Raw genomic sequence first — 23,604 nt, 5'->3', positions numbered from 1 at the left:
AGAGCGCTCCCACCCATCCTCAGTGGTTTAGATGTTGGGGCCGCTTGCCCGTGGAGCAACGAGGCGACACGAACAGACAGGATGAGTATCATGACGATCCACCATAAGGTCCGGGAACCCCGGAAGAGCCGGAGCAGGGATAGGGCCGCAGCGCCACGGCTTGCCGCACTGGGCGTGGCCGCGGTTGTCCTGGGCGGCCTCATTCCGGCAGGGACGGCGAACGCGGAAACCCTTCCTGTCGGCACCGGAAGCTACACCACGGATGCCATCGGGCCTGCACCCGAGGGCTGCGCGCCACTTGCGACCGATGCCCGGGCCTACGTAACTGATGCCGCCCCGGCCGGAGCGGTTCCCACCAATGACTGGTGGTCCTCGCTCCTGTTCAAGAAGTACAACTGCGTGGGCAGCGAGCCGCTGCACGCGCACCCGCTTTCCTACCTTCCCCAGGCCGCCGGCCTCGGGCTCTCGAACACCACGACTCCGACCATGAGCGGGACAGCCGGCGGCATCGGTGAATTCCACTACGCCTACGCGCAGGACGTGATGGTCGGCGTCGCCGGGCTGACCGCCCCCGTAGTCGAGGTCGCCGACTGGACCGACTGGACCGTCACCCCCTCCTGGAGTGACGGCACCCGGTCAATGACCGCCACCATCGGGCACGGCCTGCCCTTCAGCTGGTACGACATCGCCGGCGGGGACGCCGTCATCACCGCCGGAGCCGACCTGCGCGTCTGGCTCAACGACGGTGAGCGCATCGGGTTCAGCTCCGGCGGCGGGGACTACGTCGCGTTCGCACCCACCGGCGCTGCCTGGACCGTCTCCGGAACGAAACTGAGCAGCACGCTCAACGGCAAGGGGTATCTCTCCGTGGCCGCACTGCCGACGGGCCAATCCGACACCGACGCGGCGCGCACGGCCGTCGCTGACGACTACACGCCGTACGCCTATGCCAAAGTCACTGGAACACGGGCCGATTTCGTCTACAACGAGGCCGGCAGCGTGGTTGAGACCACCTACTCGGCCGAGACAGAGGTGCGGGAGGGAACCAACTCCGGCACCGTGCTCTCGCTCTACCCGCACCAGAGCGCTTACCTCGGCGGCGTGACCGGCGACGGACCCTCCGCCGGTGCCGAGCTGGACCGCACCTACGTGTCCCCGCGCGGCGCTATGACCACGCTGATCGGTGCCACCTCCTTCACCACAAACACCCCTTTCACCGGCGTGCTGCCTGAGGTCCCGGCCGTAGCGACAGGGGCCGGTGAAGCGAACGCCCGCCTGGACGCCCTGCTCGACCAGGTCGCCGCCGACCCCATGAGCATCGACAAGGACGACACCTACTGGACCGGCAAGGCCCTCGGCCGCGCCGCCCGCATCGTGGAGATCGCCGACCAGCTCGACCGTACGGCTGTGCGCGACACCGCCCTTGCCCAGATGAAGGAAACGCTCACCAACTGGTTCACCGCCTCGCCCGGCGAGACCGAACAGGTCTTCGCCTATAACTCGAACTGGGGCACCCTCGTCGGGTTCCCGGCATCGTACGGTTCCGACAAGGAACTCAACGACCACCATTTCCACTACGGCTACTTCGTGGTGGCAGCGGCCACCCTGGCACGGTTTGAACCGGAGTGGGCGGCAGACGCTGCCTACGGGGGCATGGTGGATGAACTGATTGCCGATGCCAACAACTTCGACCGCGCCGACACCCGCTACCCGTATCTGCGCGACTTCGATATCTACGCCGGCCACGACTGGGCGTCGGGTCACGGCGCGTTCGGCGCCGGTAACAACCAGGAATCGAGCTCCGAGGGACAAAACTTCGCCAACGGCCTCATCCAATGGGGAACGGCAACCGGAGATACTGCCACCCGCGACGCGGGCATCTACCTCTACGCAACCCAGACCGCCGCTATCCAGCAGTACTGGTTCGACGAATCCGGCGCCATGCCCGACTCCTTTGGCCACAGCACGGCCGGCATGATCTGGGGCGACGGCGGCACGTACTCCACGTGGTTCAGTGCCGAAGCCGAGATGATCCAGGGCATCAATACCCTGCCGATCACCGGCGGGCACCTTTACCTGGGCCTGCGTCCGGATGACGTTGTGTCCAACTACGCCGAAATGGTGGACGTGAACAACGGCAATCCCACCGTATGGCAGGACATCCTGTGGTCCTACCTGGCCCTCGGGGATGCGCCGGCAGCACTTGCCGCGCTGGACAACGACCGTGAATACCCGGAGGAGGAAGGCGAGAGCCGGGCCCACACCTATCATTGGATCGCCAATCTTGCATCCTTGGGAACCCTGGACAGCAGCGTCCGAGCCGATGATCCGATGGCGGCTGTGTTCACCAAGGACGGGGCCAGGACCTACGTGGCGAGCAACATTACGCAGGAACCCCTGACGGTCACCTTCTCCGACGGCACGGTGCTTGGCGTCGCCGCCGGCAAGACGACCACATCCGGTGCGCAAACCTGGAGCGGCGGCGGCGCGCCGAGCGGCACGGAACTACCCGGGGATCCCACGGACCCGCCCGCACCGACCACCACCACGTTCTACCTCGGTGCCGACGGATCGTTCCTGTCCCAGCCCGGCACCGCGCCGGTGGCAACGCTCGCCCCCCGCAGCGGACCCGACGCAGTCGGTGATCCGGCAACAGGTCTTACCCTGACGGCCGATAACCTGAATGGCACTTTTGCAGGCAGCAGGACCGCGTTCGACATCGGCGTGGACACTGCCGGCGTCGGGAACGGAACCCGCATCAGGGTCTCGTATGACCTGACCGGAGACGGCACCTTCGACAGGATTGAAACGTACAACTATTTCCCCACCGACCCGGTGACGGGATACGAACGGTATACCGCGGAGCGTGGCTTCTCCTCCGTCGAGGGCGAGCTTGGAGCTTTGGTGGATGGCGCCATGAAGGTTGAGCTGTGGAACGTCTTGGGCACATCGCCGTCAACCATCGACCTGGCCACCTCGGTGGTCAAGGCACCCTTCGCAGGGCTTACCCTTGGCGGCGGGTCTGATCCGGAGCCTGAGCCTTCAGGACTTCCCGGCAGCCCCAGCGAAGTGAAGCTGACTCCGGTCAGCGGTTCCGCCATTGATGTCGCCTGGGCGGCCCCGCTGGTAACCGGCACGGCCCCGATCAGTGACTACCGGCTGCAGTACCGCGCCACCGGTGACACGGAGTGGCTCCCGGTGTATGACTCCGTAACGTCCACGCCGGGAGCCCGGGTCCCGGGACTGAACCCCGGAACTGAATACCAGATCAGGGTGCAGTCAGTCTCGGCAGCAGGGCCCGGCGAGTTCTCCCAGCCGGTGGCAGCCACCACCATCCCGGCACCCTCCGCACCCCGCGGTGCCGTGATAAAGGTGCAAGGCAAATCCTTGCTGGTGTCCTGGACCGCGCCTGCCTTCGATGGCGGGTTCCCGGTCACCGACTACGTCATTGAGACCTCTACCGACGGAGTGAACTGGCGGACCTTTGGTGACGGGGTCAATACGGCGACGGATGCAAAGATCACGGGACTTCTCGGAAAAACGGAGTATCAGGTGCGGATTGCTGCCGTCACGGAAATCGGCACCGGAGGGTGGCTGACCACCATGGCGGCCACCAAGTAAGAAAGGGAACTACAACTATCAGGTGGCTCCGCGGCCCCGGAAACCCGGGCCGCGGAGCCACCGGCCGTCACCGCCGCTTCCGGCCCGGCCGTTCCTTCCTCTCCGCCGTCTCGCGTTCGGCCCAGCGCTGGGACTTCCCTGCCGCCACCACTTTCTGGTGCCACTCCCGCTGGTAGGCACGCTGCGCCGCGGCGTCGCTCCGGCGGGCCAGGGCGGCAAGCTCCCGCTGCAGCTTCAGGTAGTTGTGCCAGCGGCGCTCCTCCAGCACGCCTGTGGCAAGAGCCTCCTGAACAGCGCAGCCGGGTTCGCCCTGGTGGGAACAGTCCGAAAACCTGCACCCGGCCGCCAGCGCCTCCACATCGCCGAACATCTCGCCGATGCCGTCCTCGGCGTCGAACAGGCCGAAGCCCCGCACGCCAGGCGTGTCCATCAGCACCGTCCCGCTCGCAAGCGGCACCAGTTCCCGGGAGGTGGTGGTGTGCCTCCCCCTGAAGTCGCCGGAGCGCACCTCGCCGGTGTCCTGGATGTCGCGGCCCACCAGCGCATTGATGAGCGTGGACTTTCCGGCACCCGATGGCCCCAGGAGCACGATGGTTCCGCCCGCCGGGATGTGCGCCAGCAGATGATCGATGCCGTCGCCGGTTTCCGCGGAGGTGGTGACCACATCCACGCCTGCAGCCTGCAGGATGACTTTCCCGACGACGTCGTCCGCCACGTCCGCGAGGTCCGCCTTGGTGATGATCACCAGGGGAGTAGCCCCCGAGTCCCACGCGGCCACAAGGGTGCGTTCCAACCGGTTGTGAGTCAGGGGCCGGTCGACCGGGACCACCACGCCGACGGTGTCCATGTTGGCGGCCAGGACCTGTGCCTCGGAGGAGGCTTCGAACGCGCGCTTGCGGCTCAGTTCCGAACGGCGCGGCAGGACGCTGAGGATCTGGCGCTCGCCGGCCCGGTTGGGGCCTATCCACACCCAGTCTCCGGTTACTGCCGGTTTTCCGCTCAGCGGATAGGGCAGGTGCAGCAGGTCCGAGCCCGCAGCCACCAGCAGCAGGTTCCTGTCCACGCGGACCACCCGCCCGCGCCCGGTGGCCGCCGGCATCGGATGGTCCTCGAAGTGCTGGGCGACGGCGGGGGTATAGCCATAGGGGAGCGGACCGTCGCTTGGGTGGTTGGTGCTTTCCAGGCCGCTGCCTGACGATGTGTTCACTGTGATACCTCACGGGAGGGCCCCCGCGCACCGGCCTGCGGCCTTTGGTGTTCGGCGCCCCGCGGGAGGTCAGGCGGGGCCGGTGCGGAAAAGGGGAAGGGTCCGGATGAAAAGTGCGGGGCGCGCAGGACGCAGGGCTTGAACAGTCATCACAGACACCTCCTTTTGCCACATCAGGACGGACACGTCCCGGTATTTCCCGCCAACTCCTGGAGCCGAGGCTCACAGTCGGGTCCCACTCTAGCCACGGGCGGCACGAACGTCCATGGTTTTCCGCTTTTGTTCCATGGGCGGTTTGGGTTGGTTAGCGCTGCAGTTCCAACGCCCGCTTCTGCCGCGCGGAAATGCTCGAGACGTGCCCGCAATTGGTGCACGTGATCTGGTAGGAACGCGACGTGGTGAACACCGGAATGAAGAAGAGCGTGAACTTGGTGGCCCGCTCCTCAAGGCGGTGGTGGGCGAACGCCCGGCAGTACTGGCAGGTGGCCGGTTTCCCGGGCAAGGCCTTGAGCACGGTCTTGAAACCAAAGAGAAGGAGCATGGGGATTGCCTTCCGGAATAGTCCTGCTGGCTGTCCTGACAACACTAGGCCCTGCGCCAGCCGTAATCCCATCCTGACAACCTCCCGGACCGGTGCGATACTTGGGGTCGGCGCGGTATCGGCAGTGGGGGGACTTCGGAAACATGGCTCTGGATACCACAACCCTCCGGATCGCCTTTGGCCTGATGGCGCTGGTGCTGGTGCTCCTCTTCTACTTCTCCGCCTACCGGACCACGCGCTCGCCCTACAGCGGCTGGTGGTGCCTGGCGCTGCTGTTTTTCCTGTCAGGATCCGGCTGTTTCCTCCTGGATGGAACAGCACACCAGGTCTGGGGCAACCCCTTGGGCAACGTGCTCCTGGTGCTCGGCGGAGTGGCTGTCTGGGCGGGCGCCCGGTCGCTGCGGACCGTGCCGCCGCCAACGTGGGCGTTCGCCGCCATCCCCCTGGTGACCCTGGTTGCCTCGGTCCTGGACAACCCGGCCACCAACACCTGGTCCGGCGGCCCCGTGTTCCTGGCAGCCATGAGCCTCACCATAGGCCTGGCGTCGCGCGAGCTCTGGCGGCTGGAACCGGGATACTCGCGCGTGCGGATCCCCATGGCGGCGGCGGCAGGCGGACTCTCCGTGTTCTATGTACTGCGCTGGGCGGCGTTCATGCTGGAGGGGCAGGACGGCCCCATCTTCGTCACTGTTTTTGGTTCCGCGGTGACCACACTGGTGACCATGGTCCTCCTGGTGGTGGTTTCCTTCAGCATGGCGGCCCTCAGCAATGAACAGCAGACCAGGGCGCTGCGCATGGTGGCCTCCCGCGATGACCTCACCGGCCTCCTCAACCGCAAGGCCTTCCTGAACCTGGCGGCCGAACAGTTGGCCGACCTGTCCATCGCCAAAGGCACCGGCGCCCTGGTCCTGGCGGACCTGGACCACTTCAAGGCGGTCAACGACACCTACGGCCACGCCGCCGGGGACGTGGCCCTGCAGACGTTCGCGGACGCCTGCGCCGCCACGGTGCGGTCCACCGACCTGGTGGGACGCTACGGCGGGGAGGAATTTGTGATCCTTATCCCGGGTGCCAGCGCGGAACGGGCGGAAATCATCGCTAAGTCGATCAGCCGGCGCCTGGCGGCGGCTGCAACCGTGGACGGGATGGACATGCCGACTGTCAGTTACGGTATTTCCACGTATGACGGTGCCACAACGGATGTGGAACGCCTCATCGCCTCAGCGGACGCCGCCCTTTACCGGGCAAAGTCGCTCGGCCGGAACCGGACCGCCCGCAGCGACCGTATGCTCTAGCCTCGGAAGGGGCGCGGGAAACCCGGCTGATAAAATAGCGGCGTTGCAGGGCGGCCTTATTGCTGGTCCAACCAGCGCCGTAACCAAGTGAGGGACCAGACAAACATGACGGCAGGCGGGTCACACCTCGGGACTTCGGAGACGCAGCCGGCAGCGTCGGCTAAAGCCTCCGGCCCGGCCACCGGCCGCGCCTACCTGGCCACCATCGAGGGCTTTGTCGGGGCCCTGATGATGTTTATCGGTTCCATCGGGACCGGGTGGATCGCCAACGGCTCACCCATGATCCGCCAGCCGGTGGTAATCGCCCTCCGCACCGAGGGCTGGGGAGTGACTGTATCCACCGTGCTCCTGACGGTGGGCGCCATGGTGCTGATGCGGTCCTGGCTCCGGCTGGGCCAGCGCCTGGCGGATTGGGGCAAATCGTCGCTGCGGTCCGTCGTCCTCGCCATCTCTGCCTGGTCCCTGCCGCTGCTTTTCTGTGTCCCCGTATTTTCCCGCGACGTCTACGCCTACACCGGCCAGGGCCGGCTGGTCATGGAGGGCCAGAACCCTTACCAGGTGGGGATTTCCACGCTCAGCAACTGGTTCTCGCTCGGCGCCGATCCTGCCTGGGCGGAAGCCAGGACCCCCTACGGTCCGTACTTCCTCTGGCTGGCGCGCGGGGTGGTGGGGCTGACCGGCGCGCAGCCGGATGTGTCTGTCCTCCTGTTCCGCCTCCTCGCCGGCGTCGGGGTCCTGCTTTGCGTCATCTATGTGCCCAGGCTGGCGGAGCTGCACGGCATCAACGGGGCGCGTGCACTCTGGATCTCCGTGGCCAACCCGCTGTTCCTGATCAGCTTCATCGCCAGCGCGCACAACGACGCCCTCATGGTGGGCCTCGCCGTCGCAGGCGTCTACCTCGCGGCCACGCGCCGGTACCTGCTCGGAGTGCTGCTGGTGACCGCGTCGATCGGAATCAAGCCGATCACCGTCCTCCTGCTTCCCTTTGTTGGCCTGATGTGGGCGGGCCCGTCGGCTTCCTGGCCCCGCAAGTTCCTGATGTGGGGCGCGACGGCGGGCATCAGCTTCGGCGTGCTGGCCCTCAGCGGCATCCCGTACAACCTGGGGATGGGATGGGTGTGGGCCATCATGGACCCCACGCCGGGCTATACCGGCTACTCGCCATCGGGCTTCCTGGGCCAGCAGGTGGAGTTCCTGGGCAACGTGCTGGGGCTCCCCGGCGGCACGTTCGCCACCCTCCTGCGGACGGGAATGAAATGGGCGGCGATCGCGCTGGTCCTGGTCCTGATGTTCCGCGGTGACTACTCGCGGGTGGTGCGCCGGATGGCGCTGGCGTTTACCGCCGTCGTGATGCTCTCGCCCATCATCCAGCCCTGGTACATCCTCTGGTTCCTGCCTTTCCTGGCCGTTACCGGTATCCGGGACGACTGGCAGATCAGGTCGTTGTACGTGGGCGTGACGTTCTTTGTGGTGTTCGGGGCGCAGGACCAGCTCTCCGTGTGGTCCTTCGTGGCACTGCCCATCGACGCCTCCTCGCTGGCGTTCGTCACAGCCCTTGCCTTCACGTTCTACCTTCTATTCCTCGACCTGCATACACGGCGGCTGCTCATCGAGGCCAGGCCGCTTGACCTGGTAAAACGCGGGTGGCGCTGGGCTGTGGCCGTAATTGAGGCGAGACGCGGGGCTGCCCGGCGTCAGGCGTGACCGGCGATGTACGCGATCAGGCCGCCCACCGTCGCCACCCGGGGGTAGTCGCCTTCCGGAATATTTATGCCTGTTGCGGAATATATGGTCTCCACAAGCCGCAGGAAGTCGAGTGAATCGAGTTCAAGGTCCTGCCGCAGCCGTGCACCGTCCGTAAGGTCCGCCGGCTCCACGTCCGGCGCCACCTGCCCGATCGCCTGGTGCACTGCCGCGCGGGCGTCCTGTTCGTTCATAGTTCCTCCGGTTTTTGCAGCAGTTCGTCCAGCCGCGCCAGATAACGTGCGCCGCGCAGGCCGTCACTCACCCTGTGGTCGGCGGAGAGGGTGGCCGTCACCACGGGACGGACGCCGAGCATTCCCTCGTGCGCCCACGGTTGTTCCATCAGCCGGCCCAGGCCCACCATGGCCACCTGCGGCGGATAGATCACCCCGAACACGCTCTCCACGCCCAGGTCGCCCAGGTTGGTCACGGTGATGGTGGGATCGGCCATTTCTGCCCGCTGCAGCCTGCCTGCCCGGGCACGGGACACGAGGTCCCTCAGCTGCTCCATGAGGGTGTCCACCGGGAGCTGGTCGGCGTCGTGGATTGCCGGGGCCACGATGCCGCCCTTCCGAAGGGCAACGGCGACGCCGAGATGCACTGCCTGGCTGGGCCGGAACTCGTCATCCACATACAGGCCGTTGACCTCGGGCACGTCCCTGGCAGCAAGGGCGGCGGCCTTCAGCAGGAGTGCAGAGGGAACCAGCCGGGAGGAAACGGGGCGCTGGAGGTTAACCGACTGCATCCAGGCCACAGCGGCACCCATGTCCAGCGTGGTGCTGAGGTAGTAGTGCGGAATCGTCTTCTTGGAGCGGGACATCAGCGCCCCGACCGCCCTGCGCAGGCTTGCCTCGCGCTGCCGGTCCTCCGCGGGCCTGGCCGCAGGCTCTTCTGCTGTTGCCGGGACTTCAGGCACAGTCAGCTCCGGTGATGCCGGACCTCCCGGCGCCGCACCCCCTGGTGGCACCGGTGCGGGGGCGGCAGCGGCCGCGTGGAGGACGTCGCCTTCCGTGACCGCACCGCCGGGCCCGGTCCCGGCCACGGCCGCAAGGTCAACTCCGTGCTCGGCCGCCAGGCGCCGGGCGAGAGGTGACGAGCGCACCCGCCCACGGTTGCCGCCGTCGTCCTCCACGTGAGGCGCCGCGGGCTCCGGAGCTGCCGGCACCGGCACCGGCACCAGCGCTGCAGCGCGTTCCACGTCGGAACGCGTCACCGCCCCGTGCCTGCCCGTGCCGCGGATGGAGCCCGGATCAACTCCCAGCTGGTGGGCGAGGTGCCGCACCGGGGGCGAGAGGGGCCCGTGGGTTTCCGCCGGCGGCATGGCTCCCGTCCCGTCATCGGGCGTTGCAGTGATCCGCGCGAGCGGGGTGCCGATGGGAACCGTGGTGCCGACGTCCACCAGCAGTTCGGCCACAACCCCCTCTTCGAAGGTCTCGATGTCCATGACCGTCTTCTCGGTGTCCACTACGGCCACCACGTCACCGCGGTGGACGTAGTCGCCCGGCTTGACGAGCCACTCCACCATCTTGCCGTGGTCCATATCCGCCCCCAGGGACGGCATGCGGAAATCACCCACGCCCGCCCGTCACCTCCCGCGCCGCCGCCACGATCCGTTCAGCCGAGGGAAGCGCGGCAAGCTCCAGGTGCTTGGCGTAGGGCAGCGGGACCTCGGCGCTGCAGACCCGTCCCACCGGGGCGTCGAGGTCGTAGAAGGCCGCCTCCGTGATCCGCGCGCTGATCTCGGCCGAGATGCTGCCGCTGCGCCACCCTTCATCCACCACCACGGCCCGGTGCGTCTTGCCCACCGTGGCCAGGATTGCCGCATCATCGAGCGGGCGCAGGACGCGCAGGTCCAGTACCTCGGCACCGATGCCTTCCGCTGCCAGCTGCCCGGCGGCGTCGAGCACTGCCGGCAGCGTGCCGCCGTAGGTGATGAGCGAGACGTCCGTCCCCGGCCGCCGGACGGCGGCGGCGGTGATGTTCACCGGCCCGGCGCCGTCATCAAGCTCGCCCGGCATGTTGTAGAGCGTCCCGTGCTCGAAAATCAGCACCGGGTCCGGGTCCTCCAGCGCGGTCCAGAGCATGCCGCGTGCATCCTCCAGGGTGGCCGGAGCGAGAATGCGCAGGCCCGGAATGTGGGCGTACCAGCCCTCCAGGCTGTGCGAGTGCTGGGCGCCCAGCTGGCGTCCCGCGCCGGTGGTCATCCTGATCACCAGCGGGACGTTGAACTGCCCGCCGGACATGTGCAGGAGCGTGGCCGCGTTGTTCACGATCTGGTCCAGGGCCAGCAGGCTGAAGTTGACGGTCATGATCTCCACGATGGGCCGCATGCCGCCCAGCGCCGCGCCGATGCCCGCACCGACGAAGCCGGATTCGGACAGGGGAGTGTCGCGGATCCGTTGCGGCCCGAACTCCTCGAACAGTCCCAGGCTGACGGCGAAGCAGCCGCCGTACGCGCCCACGTCCTCGCCCATGAGGAACACCCGGGGGTCACGGTTCATGGCATCCCGGATCCCGGCCCTGATGGCTTCCCGGTAGGTGGTTTTCATTCCGGTCCCCGCTCGCTGTAGACAAACCGGGCCAGGTCCTCCAGCGGCTCCGGAGTCCCGGCTTCGGCGAACTCGACGGCGGCCGCCACTTCCGCGTCGGCGTCACCCTGGATGCCTGCCAACTGGTCTTCGCTCAGCTGGCCCGCAGCCTCCAGGGCGTTGCGCAGGAGGGTGATGGGGTCCCGCTCGATCCAGTGCGCCACCTCTGCCTTCTCCCGGTAGCGCTCCGGATCAAACATGGAGTGGGCACGGAAGCGGTAGGTCCGCAGCTCCAGGAAGTGCGGACCCGCGCCCGACCGCACGGCATCCACGGCGCGGCGGGCGGCTTCATGGACGGCGAGGACGTCCATCCCGTCCACTGCCCAGGCCGCGAGCTCGTAGCCGGCAGCCTTCAGCGCAATGTCCGTCTGCGACTCGGAGCGGCGCAGTGCCGTGCCCATCGCATACAGGTTGTTCTCGCAGCAGAAGAGCACGGGCAACTGCCACAGTGCCGCCAGGTTCAGGCTTTCGTGGAATTCTCCCTCGGCCACGGCCCCTTCGCCGAAGAAGCAGGCCGTCACGCGCGCGCGGCCGGCCATCTTGTCCGCCAGCGCTAGGCCGACGGCGAGGGGCAGCCCGCCCGCCACGATCGCGTTGCCGCCGTAGAAGCGGGTGGCGGCGTCGAACAGGTGCATGGAGCCGCCCCGCCCGCGGCAGCAGCCCTGGACGTTGCCATACATTTCGGCGAGGATGGCCCCGGCGGGCACGCCCCGCAGCAGTGCATGGCCGTGTTCCCGGTAGGTTGCCACCACGGCGTCTCCTGCGTCCAGGTTGTCCAGGACGCCCGCAGCCACGGCTTCCTCGCCGATGTAGACGTGCAGGAAGCCCCGGATTTTCGCCTCGCTGTAGAGTTCGATGCACTTTTCCTCCAGCCGGCGCACCCGGAGCATCTGGTGCAGGAGATGCCTCGCGGTGCCGGCCCGGTCCGCGCCGATCCTTTCCGGTGTGCCGGTCATGGTGCCTCCGTGGTGGTTTCGACGGTGGATGTGTCCCCCTCGGGGAGCCCCAGTTCGCGGGCCTTCAGGAGCCTCCGAAGGATCTTTCCGCTGCGGGTTTTCGGCAGCGCCGCGGTGAAGTCCACCATGCGCGGTGCAACTGCGGCGCCGAGCCGCTTGCGCGCGAAACCGATGATGTCCAGGCGCAGCTCTTCGGAGGGCTCCCATCCGGTCCTGAGCTCGACAAACGCCTTGACCACCTCGCCGGCCACCGGGTCCGGGACGCCGATGACCCCCGCCTGGGCCACGGCCGGGTGCTCCATCAGCGAGCTCTCCACCTCGAAGGGGCCGATGAGGTGGCCGGAGGACTTGATGACGTCGTCGCCGCGGCCCACGAACCAGTAGTACCCGTCCGCATCGCGTTTTGCGACGTCTCCGGTGAGGTACCAGCCTCCGGCGAAGCACCTGCGGTAGCGCTCCTCCTCATTGAGGTAGCCCCTGAACATTGATGGCCAGCCGGCGCGCAGCGCCAGTTCCCCCATGGTGTCCGGTTCCGTGACCAGCACGGGGTCGCCGTCACGGACCACCGGCTTGCCGTCCCCGTCCCGCGCGACGAGCGCCGCCTCCACTCCCGGCAGCGGCCGGCCCATGGAACCGGGCCGGATTTCCGTGGCCGCGAAGTTGGCGATCATGATTCCGCCGGTCTCCGTCTGCCACCAGTTGTCGTGGACGGGCAGGCCGAACGCTTCCTGGCCCCAGACCACCACTTCCGGGTTGAGCGGCTCGCCCACGCTGGCCACGAACCGCAGCGCCGAAAGATCGTGCCCGGCGGCCCTCTCCGCGCCGGCTTTCATCAGCATGCGCAGGGCGGTCGGCGCGGTGTACCAGACGGTAACGCGCTGCTCAGCGAGGATCCGGTACCACCGGTCCGCGTCCATCTCCTCCTCGTCCACCACTGTGGTGACGCCGTGCACCAGCGGGGCGATGACACCGTAGGAGGTGCCCGTGACCCATCCGGGGTCCGCTGTGCACCAGTAGGTGTCGCAGGGGTGCAGGTCCAGCGCGAACCGGCCCGTCGCATAGTGGGCGGTGACGGCCTCGTGGACATGGATGGCGCCTTTCGGGGTGCCCGTGGTGCCGCTGGTGAAGTGCAGCAGCGCCATGTCCTCGCCGGAGGTGGGCGCCATGATGCTGTCTGCCGGGGCGGCCGCCAGGAGCCCCGCGAGGTCGAGGGTCCCCGGTTCCGGAGCGCCGTCCGCGTCAATGAGGAAGACGTGCTTGAGATCCGGGAGGCTATCCCGGATCTGGGCCACTTTCTTGCGGTAGAGAGCCCTGGTGGTGACCAGCGCCCGCCCGTGCCCCAGGTGCAGGCGCTGCCTCACGGGCTCCGGCCCGAAGGCGGAAAACAACGGGCAGAAGACGCTTCCGTTCTTGAGGGCGCCCAGCACCGCAACGTACAGCTCGGGGCTGCGGCCGGTGAGCGAGAAGATCCGCTCCCCGCGGCCGATGCCCAGCTGCCGCAGCACAGCGGCAAAACGGTTGGTCTGGCCGGCAAGCTCCAGATAGGTCAGGGAATGAGCGGATCCGTCGGCGCGCACGAACCGCAAGGCCTCGTGGTGGGCCCGCGGCCCGGCGGCATGGCGGTCCACTGCTTCATGGGCTATGTTCAGGCCGCCGCCCCGGAGTCCGGAAAGAGCCCGGCGGGCATCGTCCCAGGAGAACTGGCGGCAGGCGGTTTCATAGTCCTGCAGGTTGGGCCGGACAGGGAAGCCTTGAACGTCCTTGGGGATTCGCTGCCAGCGCATGGGCCGTTCGGTTCCTGCCGTCATGTTCCTATCCGACGCCCCGCAGCCCATGCGGGCAAGGGTAGAAAGTCCCCCGGGAAAGAGGGCCGGCACCCGGACCGGCGCCGCCCGGCCGGGCCTTTCGGCACTGTCAGCTGCGCTCCGGGCAGGTGTCTACTGGAAGCGCACCGGGACCCGGCAACTGTCCTTCCCCGCCCGTGATTGGAGGCACCCGCCATGACTGAAGTAGTCCGCTATGAAGTGGGGTCCGGGACAATCCTGGTCGAGGTGGATGACAACAGCTACGGTGTGGACCATCCCGGCCGGAACGAGCAGGGGATCCTGGACGCCGGCCGCCGGCTGGAGGACGCGCTCGCTGCCGTCCGCCCCGCTGCCGCCGCTGCCGTGGACGCCATGCGGGAAATCGGGCCTGAACACATCGAAGTGGAGTTCGGCGTGAAACTGGCAGGGACGGCAGGGGCGGTCATTGCCCGGAACACCGCAGACGGCCACTTTGTCCTGAGGCTGTCATGGTCGGCCGCAGCGGAGGTCCTGTTTGAGGAAGAGTAGCGGGCCTGCGGGGGAGGGTTTTCCCGGAACAGATAACTGGGCTCCATGCGAAGGGGTGGCCTGATGTATGAATTCCTGGACAGGGTTGACGCCGGCCGGAAACTGGGGCTCATGTTGGAACGGTTCCGGGCGGAAGATGTGCTGGTCCTGGGGCTGCCCCGCGGAGGGGTTCCGGTGGCGGCCGAAGTTGCGAAGGCCCTGAATGCGCCGCTGGACGTCATCGTGGTGCGGAAACTCGGCCTTCCGTTCCAGCCTGAAGTAGCCATGGGAGCCATAGGTGAAGGCGGCGCGCGGGTCCTCAACCAGCGCGTCATCTCGCTCGCCGGAGTCACGGAGGATGACCTTGAGGCCGTTGAGCGGCGCGAGCGCGTGCGGCTGGAGTCCAGGCTGGAGCGCTACCGCCAGGGGAGGCCCCGGAAGGACCTTGCCGGGCGCACTGCCATCGTTGTGGACGACGGCATCGCAACGGGGTCGACGGCGCGTGTTGCCTGCCAGGTTGCACGCCACCTGGGCGCCGCAAAGGTGATCCTGGCAGTTCCTGTGGCCCCGGCGGACGCGATGGGAACACTGTCCGAGCCGGACCAGGTCTATTCCCTGATCAGCGCCCGGAACTTCCAGGCCGTGGGGTACTACTACCGCGACTTCTCGCCCACCACCGACGAAGAGGTGGTGCAGCTGCTCGATGCCGCCGCGCTGCGGGAACGCCTCGCCGGGGCTGGGGCTGCGGGCACCGACCAGGATGTGGAGATCGCGGTGGACGGGGTGGCGCTCCACGGCGATCTGCACCTCCCGGAACCCTGCAATGCAGTGGTGGTGTTCGCCCACGGCAGCGGGAGCAGCCGGCACAGCCCCCGCAACCGCTACGTTGCCTCAGTCCTGCAGGGGGCGGGCCTGGGCACACTGCTGCTGGACCTGCTCACCCCGGCCGAGGAGATGGACCGCGGGAATGTCTTCGACATCGCCCTGCTGGCGGAGCGGCTGGCCGCGGCAACCCGCTGGCTGAACGGCAGGAGTGACACAGCGGGATGCAAGGTGGGCTACTTCGGCGCCAGCACCGGCGCGGGTGCCGCCTTGTGGGCGGCAGCCGATCCTGACACGGAAGTGGACGCCGTCGTTTCCCGCGGCGGCCGCCCGGACCTCGCCGGGCCGCGGCTGGCGGCGGTGCGCGCACCCACCCTGCTGGTGGTAGGGGGCGCCGACACCCAGGTCCTGGCCCTGAACCGCCAGGCAATGGACCGGATGCGGGCGCCGGTCCGGCTGGAAGTGGTGCCGGGGGCAACCCACCTGTTCGAAGAACCCGGAACGCTCACCCAGGCCGCAACCCTCGCCAGGGAATGGTTTGCGCGCTACCTGCTGCCGGGGAGCCAGGCCGGCAACTAGGCGCCGGCAGGCACCGCGGCAGGGGATTTCCGCCCCAGCTCGGCAGTCCGCTTCACCGACCACCACAGCAGCACCACCAGGAGCACATTGCGCGTGGTGAGGATCGCCGCCATCACCGGGTGGGCGTGGATCAGCGGCGTATAGAACAGGGGATAGATCACGAACGTGGTCATGGCGATGCCCATGAGCAGAGCTGCCGGGACCTTCCACCTGTTCCAGTCGTGGGTAAGCCCGGCGATGATCACCGGCGCCAGCCAGATGATGAACTGCGGCGAACCCACCTTGTTGAACACGATGAACGCCGTGACCATCATGAGGGAACCCTCAAGGAACAGCTCCTCCCGTTCGGCGCCGCGGTTCAGGGCCCGCACCAGCAGGACGGCGGCCACCACCGCGGCCAGGATCAGCAGCGGCTGCATCAGGAAAGCCGCAGTCCCCGCGCCCGGGCCGTAGACCTCCGTGGAGTTGATGGCGGTGTTGTCCGCCATCCTGGAACCGGCGATGTTGAAGACGCTCAGCCACACCCACGGGGTGGAGAAGGTGGCTTCAAGCTGCATGCCGCGCTCGCCCTGGTTCAGGAGGAAGTCCATGATGTGCCGGAGGCCGCCGGACATCCACGTTCCCAGCGCAACGACGGCGGTCACGGCGACGCCTGAGAGGACCACCTGGACCCGCTTCCGGCTGGCTATCACGATGGGTACCAGCACAGCCGCGGGCCATACCTTGATCCAGGTGGCGACGCTGAGCAGGATGCCGGCCACCACAGGACGCTGCGCCGCGTACAGCAGCGCGATCAGCACGATCGGCGCGGTGATGCCTTCCACCCGCGCGAAGCTGAGGTAGCCCATGAAGACGGTGAAGAACAGCCACCACCAGGCGGGCGCAATGCCGCCCGCCTTCCGCGGTCCGCGGGTGAGGAAGGCAAGCCCGACGGCGTTGAGGGCTGTGATGATCAGGAACCAGACGAGGAGGTACAGGTCCGGTCCCGCGATGTTGGCGAGGAAGATGGGGAGCTGCGCCAGTACCGGGTAGACCCAGGGGCTGATCTTCCCGTCCAGGTCCTGCGGGTTGTAGCCGTCCACGGCCCACTGGCGGTACTGCTCGGTGTCGCTGAACGTATCGCCGTGCAGGAAGAAGGACGCCATCCAGCCCAGGAAATAGAGATGGACGACGGCGAAGCCCCACCACACGGAGGACGGGCGGGCGAACCAGTCCACCACCTTGGCGGGGAGGACTTTGGTGCGGACGGTCACCAGCCGGTCAAAGAACTTCGCGGAAATGTCAGGACTCCTTCAGCGCGGGAGCCGCTGCGGGCGTCTTCTTACCCAGCAGGTAGAGGCGGCGGACGCTCCACAGGAACAGGACCACGAGGAGGACGTTGCGGATGGTCAGCACCAGCGCCATCCAGGGGTTGTTGTGGCTCAGGGCGTCGTAGAAGAGCGGGTAGATGAAGTACGTGGCCACGGCGATAAAGATCAGCATGGTGGCAGGGACGCGCCATTCCCGCCAGCTGTGGGCCAAACCGACGGCGACGGCGGGGGCGAGCCACACCATGAACTGCGGGGAGCCCACCTTGTTGAAGACAACGAACGCGGTGGCCAGCGTAAGGGCGCCGGCCAGGAGCAGTTCAGTGCGGTCCACGCCGCCGCTGACTTTTCCGTTATGGAGCGCCCAGAACGTCAGGGCCGCCACCAGCAGTGCCGCCAGGACCAGGAGGGGCTGCATCAGCACTGACATCAGCGCCGTGCCGGGGCCGTCCACCTGCATGGAGTTGATGTCCGTGTTCATGTACATCCGGGAACCGCCCACGTTCAGGACGGACAGCCAGAGCCAGGGCGTGGTGAAGGTGGCCTCCAGCTGCATGCCGCGGTCACCCTGCTGGGTGAGGAAGTTCAAAAGCTTGGGGACGCTGCCCACCGCAGCGGCCAGCGCGACGACCCCCGCCGTCGTCGTGATTCCTGCCAGGACCACCAGGATGCGGTTCCGCACGACCGCGAACAGGGCCAGCATGACCGCTGCCGGCCAGACCTTCACCCAGGTGCCGATGGCCAGCAGGACGGAGGCGATGAACGGCCGGCCCACGCCGTAAGCGAGGGCGACCAGGACCAGCGGGGCGGTGAGCCCGTCCACGCGGGCGAAGCCGAGCCAGCCCATCAGCAACGTGAAGACCAGCCACCACCAGGCGGCGGGGATCGCGTTGCGGTCGCGGCCGCGGTTGGTGAGCTTCAGCAGGGCCCAGCCGTTGAGCAGCGTGGTCATCAGCACCCACAGGAAAAAGAACGGTCCGGGGCCGGCGACGCCCGCGACGGCCATGGGGATCAGCGCCAGGATGGGGTAGACCCAGGGGCTGGGGCCGCCGGTCAGGTTGGCGTCGTTGAAGCCTGCCATGGCCCAGTCGCGGTAGATGAAGGTGTCGCTGAAGGCTTCGCCGCGCAGGGACACCGAGGCGGCGAAGACCAGGAAGACCATGTGCACAACGATGAATCCGCCCAGCAGTCCGCGCCCGGTGTTCAGCCGCGCCCGGGCGGGTGCGGGAAGGATGACATTGCGGATCCGGGTGAGTCTGCCGAAGAAAGCGTCCGTGGAAATGGCGGGATCCTTGTCAGTTTGTGGCACGCGTATGGTGCTGCGCTGGTTGCTTGGTTCTGCCGCCTGGCGGTTGTTCAGGGGCATGGGAACCGTCCGAAAACAGCGCCCACTCCTGTCCAACTCTAATTCAACCGCTTGGAGCCCGATGACTGTTGCAAGTCCACGGAAAGCCATATCCCTCTCTGACCTGCGGCTTTTATCTAAAGTTGCTGGCAGTTTAACGTTCGGGAAACATTGGGCGGGGCACACCGATGCCCGCTTCGTCTGCAGCCTTGGGGAGCGCAGGTGCCTGTTCACCCCCCGTCCCTCGACCTACAAAGGCTAGACCCATGAACTTCCCCCTCACCCTGACCGTCGCCGACCGCCACAGCATGGACGCTGAGCTCGACGCCGCCGTGACGGCCGCCAAGGCCCAGGCACTCGCCGGCAAGCGCCACGGCATCCTGGTCACACGCCTCGGCGTCGACAAGTTCACTGTTGCCCTCAGCGAGGCAGTCCCCTTCGGCCTCACCCGCGAACACCAGGCCTGGTAGCCGGGCGGCCGGTCCGCGTTACCGGCGCTTTAGCTGTGCCCGGTGCTGCGGAGCCGTTTCCGGGCCCTTCCTGCTCTCTTCGGTTCCTGATGCGCGGCCGTGCATCAGAAGGTTAGCCAACCGTGACCTTCCAATCGTTCCGTCCCGGCGCATCGCCCGTTACTGTCGACAGCACCATCCGGGACAACGGAGAAGAGGCACGATGAGCATCGACATCGAGATTGGTACAAGCCTCAGCAATGAGGACGCAGCGCACTTTGCGGCCAAGACGGAAGCAATCACCTCAGCGATGCAGAGGGTGCGGGAATTGCATGCGGCTTACAGCTGGGTGTGGACGGACGAGATCCGCTGCCGGGGCTGCAACGCCAGCCTGGACATACCGCTGCTGGCCAGCACGAACGTGAGCGCCGACAAGGCCTTCCAGGCACACCAGTCCGCCCAGCTGGATGCCCTCTTGGCTGCTGGCGGACATCAGCGCGGGGAATCCGGCTAGCGGTACCAGCCCACGGAACGGTCGTAACTGGACACCAAGGCTCCCGTGCCTGATGCGCCGCTTCCGCCCGCCGGAAAGTAGATGGCCCCAAACTCGGCGCCTTGGGCTTCGATCCGTTTGCGTGCCCAGGCCTTGGCGGCTTCGATGTCCGTTTCCGGGATGCTTTCGCGGGTGTTGTTTCCAGCGCTGAGATGGATGTCCAGCTGGTACTCCCCGGGCTGGGAGGCTCCGGCATGGTGGCCTGGATCCCGCTCATCGCGCCTGCTGACCATCACCTGCGCCAAGGCATGGAGGACGGACGGGTCCTTGGCGGTGCTGCCATGCTGCTGTTGTTCCATCCGCAGCGCTGAAACCACGTTCTCCACGGTGTCCCCGTCGCTGACCACGTACGACGCTCCGGCGACGTCCGCCTCCGAGCCCCCAACGCTTTCCAAGTACTGCATAAATTGCTCGGAGCTGGACTGTCTGGAGTTCATGCACCCTCCCTGAGGGCTATTCGCGGCAAATGCCGACCCGCCCAACACTAGACCCATATGGGTCCCCTGAACGGGTGCTCCCGGGACCGATTTGGACGCAACGGGCGGCCGGCCCGCGCGGAGGCCTGTGCACACCTTCCATTTCCACTGTATCCCCGCAGGTGGGGCTTGCGGCAAGGCCCGGGCGCGGCCGGATAATCGCAGGGCCGGAAACCAGGAGAACTGGAGCAAGCGGAATGACAGGGCATGCGGTAGTGATTGTGGGCGGCGGCCCGACGGGGCTGATGCTGGCAGGGGAGTTGGCGCTGGCGGAGGTTGATGTGGCCGTTGTGGAGCGGCGCCCCAACCAGGACCTCGCCGGAGCGCGGGCGGGCGGGCTTCATGCGCGGACCCTTGAAGTCCTGGACCAGCGAGGCATCGCGGGGAGGTTCCTCGCCGAGGGCCAGGTGGCCCAGGTGGCGGGCTTCGCCGGCACCCGCCTGGACATCAGCGACTTTCCCACCCGCCATCCCTACGGGCTGGGCCTGTGGCAGAACCACATCGAACGCATCCTGGCCGGCTGGGTGGCGGAGCTGGCCGTAACGTTCTACCGCGGATGCGAGGTGACCGGCCTGGCGCAGGATGGCACCGGCGTCGGCCTCCACCTCAAGGACGGCAGGAAGCTGCGGGGGGACTACGTGGTGGGGTGCGACGGCGGCAGGAGCCTCGTCCGTAAGGCTGCGGGCATCGGGTTCCCCGGCTGGGAGCCCACCACCAGTGCGCTGATTGCCGAGGTGGAGATGACAGGCCAGCCGGAGTTCGGCGTGCACCGGAACGCTTTTGGCATCCACTCCTTTGGCCGGCGGGAGTACAAGATCGTGGACGGCAAGGTGGTTTACCCGGACAGCGGGCCGGTGGGGGTGATGGTGGCCGAGGAACACGTGGGTCCCGCAACGGAACCCACGCTGGCTGATCTCAGCGCGGCCCTGATTGCCGCCTGCGGCACGGACTACGGGGCCCACAGCCCCACCTGGATTTCCCGGTTCACGGACATGACGCGCCAGGCCGCTGCCTACCGTTCGGGGCGGATCCTCCTCGCGGGCGACGCGGCGCACGTGCATGCCCCGGACGGCGGACAGGGCCTGAACATCGGGGTGCAGGACGCGGTGAACCTGGGCTGGAAGCTGGGGCAGGTGGTCCATGGAACAGCCCCGGACGGGCTCCTGGATACCTACCATGCCGAGCGCCACCCGGTGGCTGCCCGCGTGCTGCGCAACACCATGGCGCAGAGTGCACTGCGCCGCCCGGACCCGCGGATCGAGGCGGCAGGGGAAGTTGTTGCCGAACTCCTGGGGATGGAGGAACCGCGCCGGCATTTCGCGGCAATGCAGTCCGGCCTGGACGTTCACTACGACGTCGGCAAGGGACACCCGCTGCTCGGGCGGCGGATGCCCGACGTCGAGCTCGCCGCCCGGGAAGGACCCCGCACGGTCTATTCGCTGCTGCATGACGCCCGGCCCGTGCTCCTGAACTTCGGGGTGCCGGGCGCCTTCGACAATCTTCCGCGGCCGCCACGGGTGAAGCTGGTGGACGCCGAATACGGCGGGGCATGGGAGCTGCCCGCGCTCGGGGAGGTCCCGGCGCCTGCCGCAGTCCTCGTCCGGCCGGACGGGCATGTGGCCTGGGTGGGTGGCGGAAGCGACGCCGGCCTCAGGGAGGCGCTGGCCAGATGGTTCGGACCCGCTACGCCGCCGGCTTCGGTGCCAAGCCTTTGACCCCCCCTTTCATTACTCCACGCTTCGGGCCGTGACCCCGTATTGCCCAGGGAGTCAGTGCGTTTCACCCCCGATTGAACAGCACGCTTACGGGTGGTTGGTTTGAACCACCGGCCTCGAAAGGAAAGAAAGAACAATGACGGAACACTTTGACCTCACGCCGCAGCGCCTGCGCCACGTCCTGGGCCATTTCGCCTCCGGACTGACCGTCATCACCGCCGCCACGGACAACGGCCCCGTTGGCTTCACCTGCCAGTCGTTTTCGTCGCTCTCCCTGGACCCCGCCCTGGTCACCTTCAGCCCTGCACGAAGCTCCAGCACCTGGCCGCGGCTGCGCGACGCGGGCCGGTTCACCGTGAACATCCTGCCCGCGGAACACCAGCACCTGGCAGCCCGGTTCGCCCGCTCCGGCACCGACAAATACGCCGGCGTCAACTACTCTGCGTCACCCCTGGGCAATCCCGTACTGGACCAGGCGCTCGCCTGGGTGGACTGCGAACTGCATGAGGAGTACGACGGCGGCGACCACACCATTGTGGTGGGTGCTGTCCGCGCACTGGGGGCGCGGGAGGGCGCCGAGCCGCTCCTCTTCTTCAAGGGCGGCTACTTTGAAGGAGTGGAACCCCGTGCCAATCGGCAGGAGAAGGTGGCATGACGGGGCCAGGTCCCGGCAGCCCCTTGACCGCGTTTTCTTCAGCGCGGGTTTTCGAGTGAGATGGCTTCCAGGTGCTCGGGAATGCGGGCTTTCCATCCCAGTTGGCGTTTGATGCGGGCCCGGAGGGCGTCGGAGGCGTCCGGCTCTCCATGCGTGACGTAGGTCATCGACGGGGCCTGATGGGCGGTCCTCATCCATTGGATCAGTTCGCTGGAGTCGGCGTGGGCGGACAGTCCTTCCATCTGGATGACTTCTGCTTCGATCCTGACGTCCTGTCCGTAGATCCGTAGGCATTTTTCGCCTGCGGCGAGTGATGCGCCCCGTGTTCCACCGGCCTGGTATCCGCTGAGGATAATGGCGTTGCGCCGGTCCGGCCCGTAGGCCGTGAGGTGGTGCAGGATCCTGCCGCCGGTGAGCATGCCGCTGGCGGAGATGATGATCATGGGTCCGCCGCGCAGGTTGAGCAGTTTTGACTCGTCGGGGCTGCGGACGGGGGTGGCCACTTTGTACATGGCTTCGAATTCGTCCTGCTTGAGCCTGTGTTCTTCGCGATGGCGCTGATACATGCCGGATGCGTCGATTGCCATTGGGCTGTTGAGGTAGACGGGGATGGAGGGGATCGCATGTTTGGCGAGGAGCCGCGACAGGTGCAGCAGGACCGTTTCGGCCCGGCCGACGGCGAACGCGGCAATCATGATGACGCCGTTTCGCTTGGCCACCCGGGTGATGATGTCGCCGAGTTCAGTTTCCGGGTTGCCCTGCGGGTGTGTCCGGTTGCCGTAGGTGGATTCGGTGACCAGTACATTGACGCGCCCCAGCGCTCTCGGCGCGTACATCAGGGGGTCATCGGCCCGCCCCAGGTCTCCGGTGAAGTGGATAGTCCGGCCGGCAAGTTGGAGGTGCACCTGGGCCGCGCCGAGGATGTGGCCGGCAGGAAGGAACGTTGCTTCAATGCCCCCGGGCAGGGGGAACGGAGAGTCGAAGTCCCGGGTTTTGAAACTGTCGAGCGATCGGACGGCGTCCTGGGCTGTGTAGAGGGGCACGGGAGGGTGATGGGTTGATGATGCCCTGTGGTCTGCGTAGCGGGCTTCCTCTTCCTGGAGGTATCCGCTGTCGGGAAGCAGCAGCTTGCACAGTTCGGCCGTGCCCGGTGTGGCATAGACGGGGCCGTGGAATCCGTCGCGCACCAGTGCAGGGATGTATCCGCTGTGATCCAGATGGGCATGGGTGAGGACAACGGCATCGATGTTCGCGGGACTGACCTGGAAAGGTACGCGGTTACGGTCGCGAAGGTGTTTATAGCCCTGGAACAGGCCGCACTCTACAAGGACCCGGTGGCCTTGCGACCGGATCAGGTATCTGGAACCTGTCACTGTGTCGGCTGCGCCGAGAAACCGCAGCGTCGGGGGATGCTGTTCTCTCATAGCAGCTCCTTCGGAC

The 23,604-nt window shown here is 67.2% G+C and carries 20 protein-coding genes; 9 read left to right on the top strand and 11 right to left on the bottom strand.

Translation table 11 applies throughout. From position 1 onward, the window contains the following. The first annotated feature begins 90 nt into the window (after positions 1-90). On the top strand, positions 91-3,621 hold the full coding sequence (locus GK109_RS09435) for a glycosyl hydrolase (RefSeq protein WP_231754832.1): 3,531 nt from the start codon (positions 91-93) through the stop codon (positions 3,619-3,621). A gap of 67 nt (positions 3,622-3,688) precedes the next feature. Here GK109_RS09435 and rsgA read toward each other — a convergent pair whose 3' ends face one another. Beyond that, positions 3,689-4,828 carry a ribosome small subunit-dependent GTPase A gene (gene rsgA, locus GK109_RS09430; RefSeq protein ID WP_370460500.1) on the bottom strand — a complete coding sequence of 380 codons (1,140 nt, stop codon included), beginning with the start codon at positions 4,826-4,828 and terminating at the stop codon, positions 3,689-3,691. A gap of 304 nt (positions 4,829-5,132) precedes the next feature. Continuing rightward, positions 5,133-5,369 carry a zinc-ribbon domain-containing protein gene (locus tag GK109_RS09425; RefSeq protein WP_157240005.1) on the bottom strand — a complete coding sequence of 79 codons (237 nt, stop codon included), beginning with the start codon at positions 5,367-5,369 and terminating at the stop codon, positions 5,133-5,135. A gap of 143 nt (positions 5,370-5,512) precedes the next feature. On the opposite strand from GK109_RS09425, the gene GK109_RS09420 reads away from it, so the two are divergent. Together GK109_RS09420 and mptB are read left to right on the top strand one after the other, a co-directional pair. Further along, positions 5,513-6,664, top strand: coding sequence for a diguanylate cyclase (locus tag GK109_RS09420; protein WP_157240003.1), 1,152 nt, complete (start codon positions 5,513-5,515; stop codon positions 6,662-6,664). 105 nt (positions 6,665-6,769) lie between these two features. After that, complete coding sequence (gene mptB / locus GK109_RS09415) at positions 6,770-8,368, top strand: polyprenol phosphomannose-dependent alpha 1,6 mannosyltransferase MptB (RefSeq protein ID WP_157242805.1); 1,599 nt, start codon at positions 6,770-6,772, stop codon at positions 8,366-8,368. On the opposite strand, the gene GK109_RS09410 is transcribed toward mptB, so the two are convergent. Genes GK109_RS09410 through acsA form a run of 5 tightly spaced genes read right to left on the bottom strand, consistent with a single transcriptional unit; the run spans position 8,359 to position 13,759 of the window. Next, positions 8,359-8,601, bottom strand: coding sequence for an acyl carrier protein (locus tag GK109_RS09410; protein ID WP_157240001.1), 243 nt, complete (start codon positions 8,599-8,601; stop codon positions 8,359-8,361). The two genes, mptB and GK109_RS09410, sit on opposite strands and share 10 nt — an antisense overlap. Further along, positions 8,598-9,983 carry a 2-oxo acid dehydrogenase subunit E2 gene (locus GK109_RS09405; RefSeq protein ID WP_370460499.1) on the bottom strand — a complete coding sequence of 462 codons (1,386 nt, stop codon included), beginning with the start codon at positions 9,981-9,983 and terminating at the stop codon, positions 8,598-8,600. The genes GK109_RS09410 and GK109_RS09405 overlap by 4 nt, the downstream gene beginning before the upstream one ends. Further along, a complete protein-coding gene (locus GK109_RS09400) occupies positions 9,976-10,956 on the bottom strand; it encodes an alpha-ketoacid dehydrogenase subunit beta (RefSeq protein WP_157240000.1) in 981 nt (326 codons plus the stop codon). Before GK109_RS09400 ends, GK109_RS09405 begins: the two co-directional genes overlap by 8 nt. Continuing rightward, positions 10,953-11,951: a pyruvate dehydrogenase (acetyl-transferring) E1 component subunit alpha gene (gene pdhA / locus GK109_RS09395; RefSeq protein WP_157239998.1), complete on the bottom strand. Its 999-nt coding sequence runs from the start codon at positions 11,949-11,951 to the stop codon at positions 10,953-10,955. Before pdhA ends, GK109_RS09400 begins: the two co-directional genes overlap by 4 nt. Beyond that, complete coding sequence (acsA, locus tag GK109_RS09390) at positions 11,948-13,759, bottom strand: acetate--CoA ligase (RefSeq protein WP_157239996.1); 1,812 nt, start codon at positions 13,757-13,759, stop codon at positions 11,948-11,950. Before acsA ends, pdhA begins: the two co-directional genes overlap by 4 nt. Positions 13,760-13,951: 192 nt before the next feature. Here acsA and GK109_RS09385 point away from each other — a divergent pair, with 192 nt between their 5' ends. Then, a complete protein-coding gene (locus GK109_RS09385) occupies positions 13,952-14,284 on the top strand; it encodes a CU044_2847 family protein (RefSeq protein WP_157239994.1) in 333 nt (110 codons plus the stop codon). A gap of 63 nt (positions 14,285-14,347) precedes the next feature. Further along, positions 14,348-15,664, top strand: a complete 1,317-nt coding sequence (locus GK109_RS09380; protein WP_157239993.1) for a phosphoribosyltransferase — start codon at positions 14,348-14,350, stop codon at positions 15,662-15,664. Here the strand turns inward: GK109_RS09380 and GK109_RS09375 are convergent. Both GK109_RS09375 and GK109_RS09370 read right to left on the bottom strand, forming a co-directional pair. Beyond that, entirely contained in the window at positions 15,661-16,917 is a 1,257-nt protein-coding gene (locus tag GK109_RS09375; protein WP_321214953.1) for a glycosyltransferase 87 family protein, read from the bottom strand. The two genes, GK109_RS09380 and GK109_RS09375, sit on opposite strands and share 4 nt — an antisense overlap. A 28-nt stretch (positions 16,918-16,945) precedes the next feature. After that, entirely contained in the window at positions 16,946-18,253 is a 1,308-nt protein-coding gene (locus GK109_RS09370; RefSeq protein WP_370460775.1) for a glycosyltransferase family 87 protein, read from the bottom strand. Between the two features lie 329 nt (positions 18,254-18,582). On the opposite strand from GK109_RS09370, the gene GK109_RS09365 reads away from it, so the two are divergent. Both GK109_RS09365 and GK109_RS09360 read left to right on the top strand, forming a co-directional pair. Then, positions 18,583-18,786, top strand: a complete 204-nt coding sequence (locus tag GK109_RS09365) for a hypothetical protein (RefSeq protein WP_157239990.1) — start codon at positions 18,583-18,585, stop codon at positions 18,784-18,786. A 202-nt stretch (positions 18,787-18,988) separates the two neighbouring features. Next, positions 18,989-19,279: a hypothetical protein gene (locus GK109_RS09360; protein WP_157239988.1), complete on the top strand. Its 291-nt coding sequence runs from the start codon at positions 18,989-18,991 to the stop codon at positions 19,277-19,279. Here GK109_RS09360 and GK109_RS09355 read toward each other — a convergent pair. Then, the gene (locus GK109_RS09355; RefSeq protein WP_157239986.1) at positions 19,276-19,755 is read right to left on the bottom strand and encodes a hypothetical protein; all 480 of its coding nucleotides are present in this window, start codon (positions 19,753-19,755) and stop codon (positions 19,276-19,278) included. The genes GK109_RS09360 and GK109_RS09355 overlap by 4 nt on opposite strands. A gap of 236 nt (positions 19,756-19,991) precedes the next feature. Here GK109_RS09355 and GK109_RS09350 point away from each other — a divergent pair, with 236 nt between their 5' ends. Both GK109_RS09350 and GK109_RS09345 read left to right on the top strand, forming a co-directional pair. Further along, complete coding sequence (locus GK109_RS09350) at positions 19,992-21,509, top strand: FAD-dependent monooxygenase (protein WP_157239984.1); 1,518 nt, start codon at positions 19,992-19,994, stop codon at positions 21,507-21,509. A 136-nt stretch (positions 21,510-21,645) separates the two neighbouring features. After that, positions 21,646-22,164, top strand: coding sequence for a flavin reductase family protein (locus GK109_RS09345; RefSeq protein WP_157239982.1), 519 nt, complete (start codon positions 21,646-21,648; stop codon positions 22,162-22,164). A 38-nt stretch (positions 22,165-22,202) separates the two neighbouring features. On the opposite strand, the gene GK109_RS09340 is transcribed toward GK109_RS09345, so the two are convergent. Further along, a complete protein-coding gene (locus GK109_RS09340) occupies positions 22,203-23,588 on the bottom strand; it encodes an MBL fold metallo-hydrolase RNA specificity domain-containing protein (RefSeq protein WP_157239980.1) in 1,386 nt (461 codons plus the stop codon). Positions 23,589-23,604 lie beyond the last annotated feature (16 nt).

Source organism: Pseudarthrobacter sp. GA104 (genome assembly GCF_009741265.1).
In the GTDB taxonomy this organism is placed as follows: Bacteria; Actinomycetota; Actinomycetes; order Actinomycetales; family Micrococcaceae; genus Arthrobacter.
This window is presented reverse-complemented; position numbering and strand designations above follow the sequence as displayed.

Coding starts and splice junctions, on each gene's coding strand:
- GK109_RS09435 (WP_231754832.1), top strand. CDS start 91: ATGACGATCCACCATAAGGTCCGGGAACCCCGGAAGAGCCGGAGCAGG.
- GK109_RS09425 (WP_157240005.1), bottom strand. CDS start 5,369: ATGCTCCTTCTCTTTGGTTTCAAGACCGTGCTCAAGGCCTTGCCCGGG.
- GK109_RS09420 (WP_157240003.1), top strand. CDS start 5,513: ATGGCTCTGGATACCACAACCCTCCGGATCGCCTTTGGCCTGATGGCG.
- mptB (WP_157242805.1), top strand. CDS start 6,770: ATGACGGCAGGCGGGTCACACCTCGGGACTTCGGAGACGCAGCCGGCA.
- GK109_RS09410 (WP_157240001.1), bottom strand. CDS start 8,601: ATGAACGAACAGGACGCCCGCGCGGCAGTGCACCAGGCGATCGGGCAG.
- GK109_RS09400 (WP_157240000.1), bottom strand. CDS start 10,956: ATGAAAACCACCTACCGGGAAGCCATCAGGGCCGGGATCCGGGATGCC.
- pdhA (WP_157239998.1), bottom strand. CDS start 11,951: ATGACCGGCACACCGGAAAGGATCGGCGCGGACCGGGCCGGCACCGCG.
- acsA (WP_157239996.1), bottom strand. CDS start 13,759: ATGACGGCAGGAACCGAACGGCCCATGCGCTGGCAGCGAATCCCCAAG.
- GK109_RS09385 (WP_157239994.1), top strand. CDS start 13,952: ATGACTGAAGTAGTCCGCTATGAAGTGGGGTCCGGGACAATCCTGGTC.
- GK109_RS09380 (WP_157239993.1), top strand. CDS start 14,348: ATGTATGAATTCCTGGACAGGGTTGACGCCGGCCGGAAACTGGGGCTC.
- GK109_RS09365 (WP_157239990.1), top strand. CDS start 18,583: ATGAACTTCCCCCTCACCCTGACCGTCGCCGACCGCCACAGCATGGAC.
- GK109_RS09360 (WP_157239988.1), top strand. CDS start 18,989: ATGAGCATCGACATCGAGATTGGTACAAGCCTCAGCAATGAGGACGCA.
- GK109_RS09355 (WP_157239986.1), bottom strand. CDS start 19,755: ATGAACTCCAGACAGTCCAGCTCCGAGCAATTTATGCAGTACTTGGAA.
- GK109_RS09350 (WP_157239984.1), top strand. CDS start 19,992: ATGACAGGGCATGCGGTAGTGATTGTGGGCGGCGGCCCGACGGGGCTG.
- GK109_RS09345 (WP_157239982.1), top strand. CDS start 21,646: ATGACGGAACACTTTGACCTCACGCCGCAGCGCCTGCGCCACGTCCTG.
- GK109_RS09340 (WP_157239980.1), bottom strand. CDS start 23,588: ATGAGAGAACAGCATCCCCCGACGCTGCGGTTTCTCGGCGCAGCCGAC.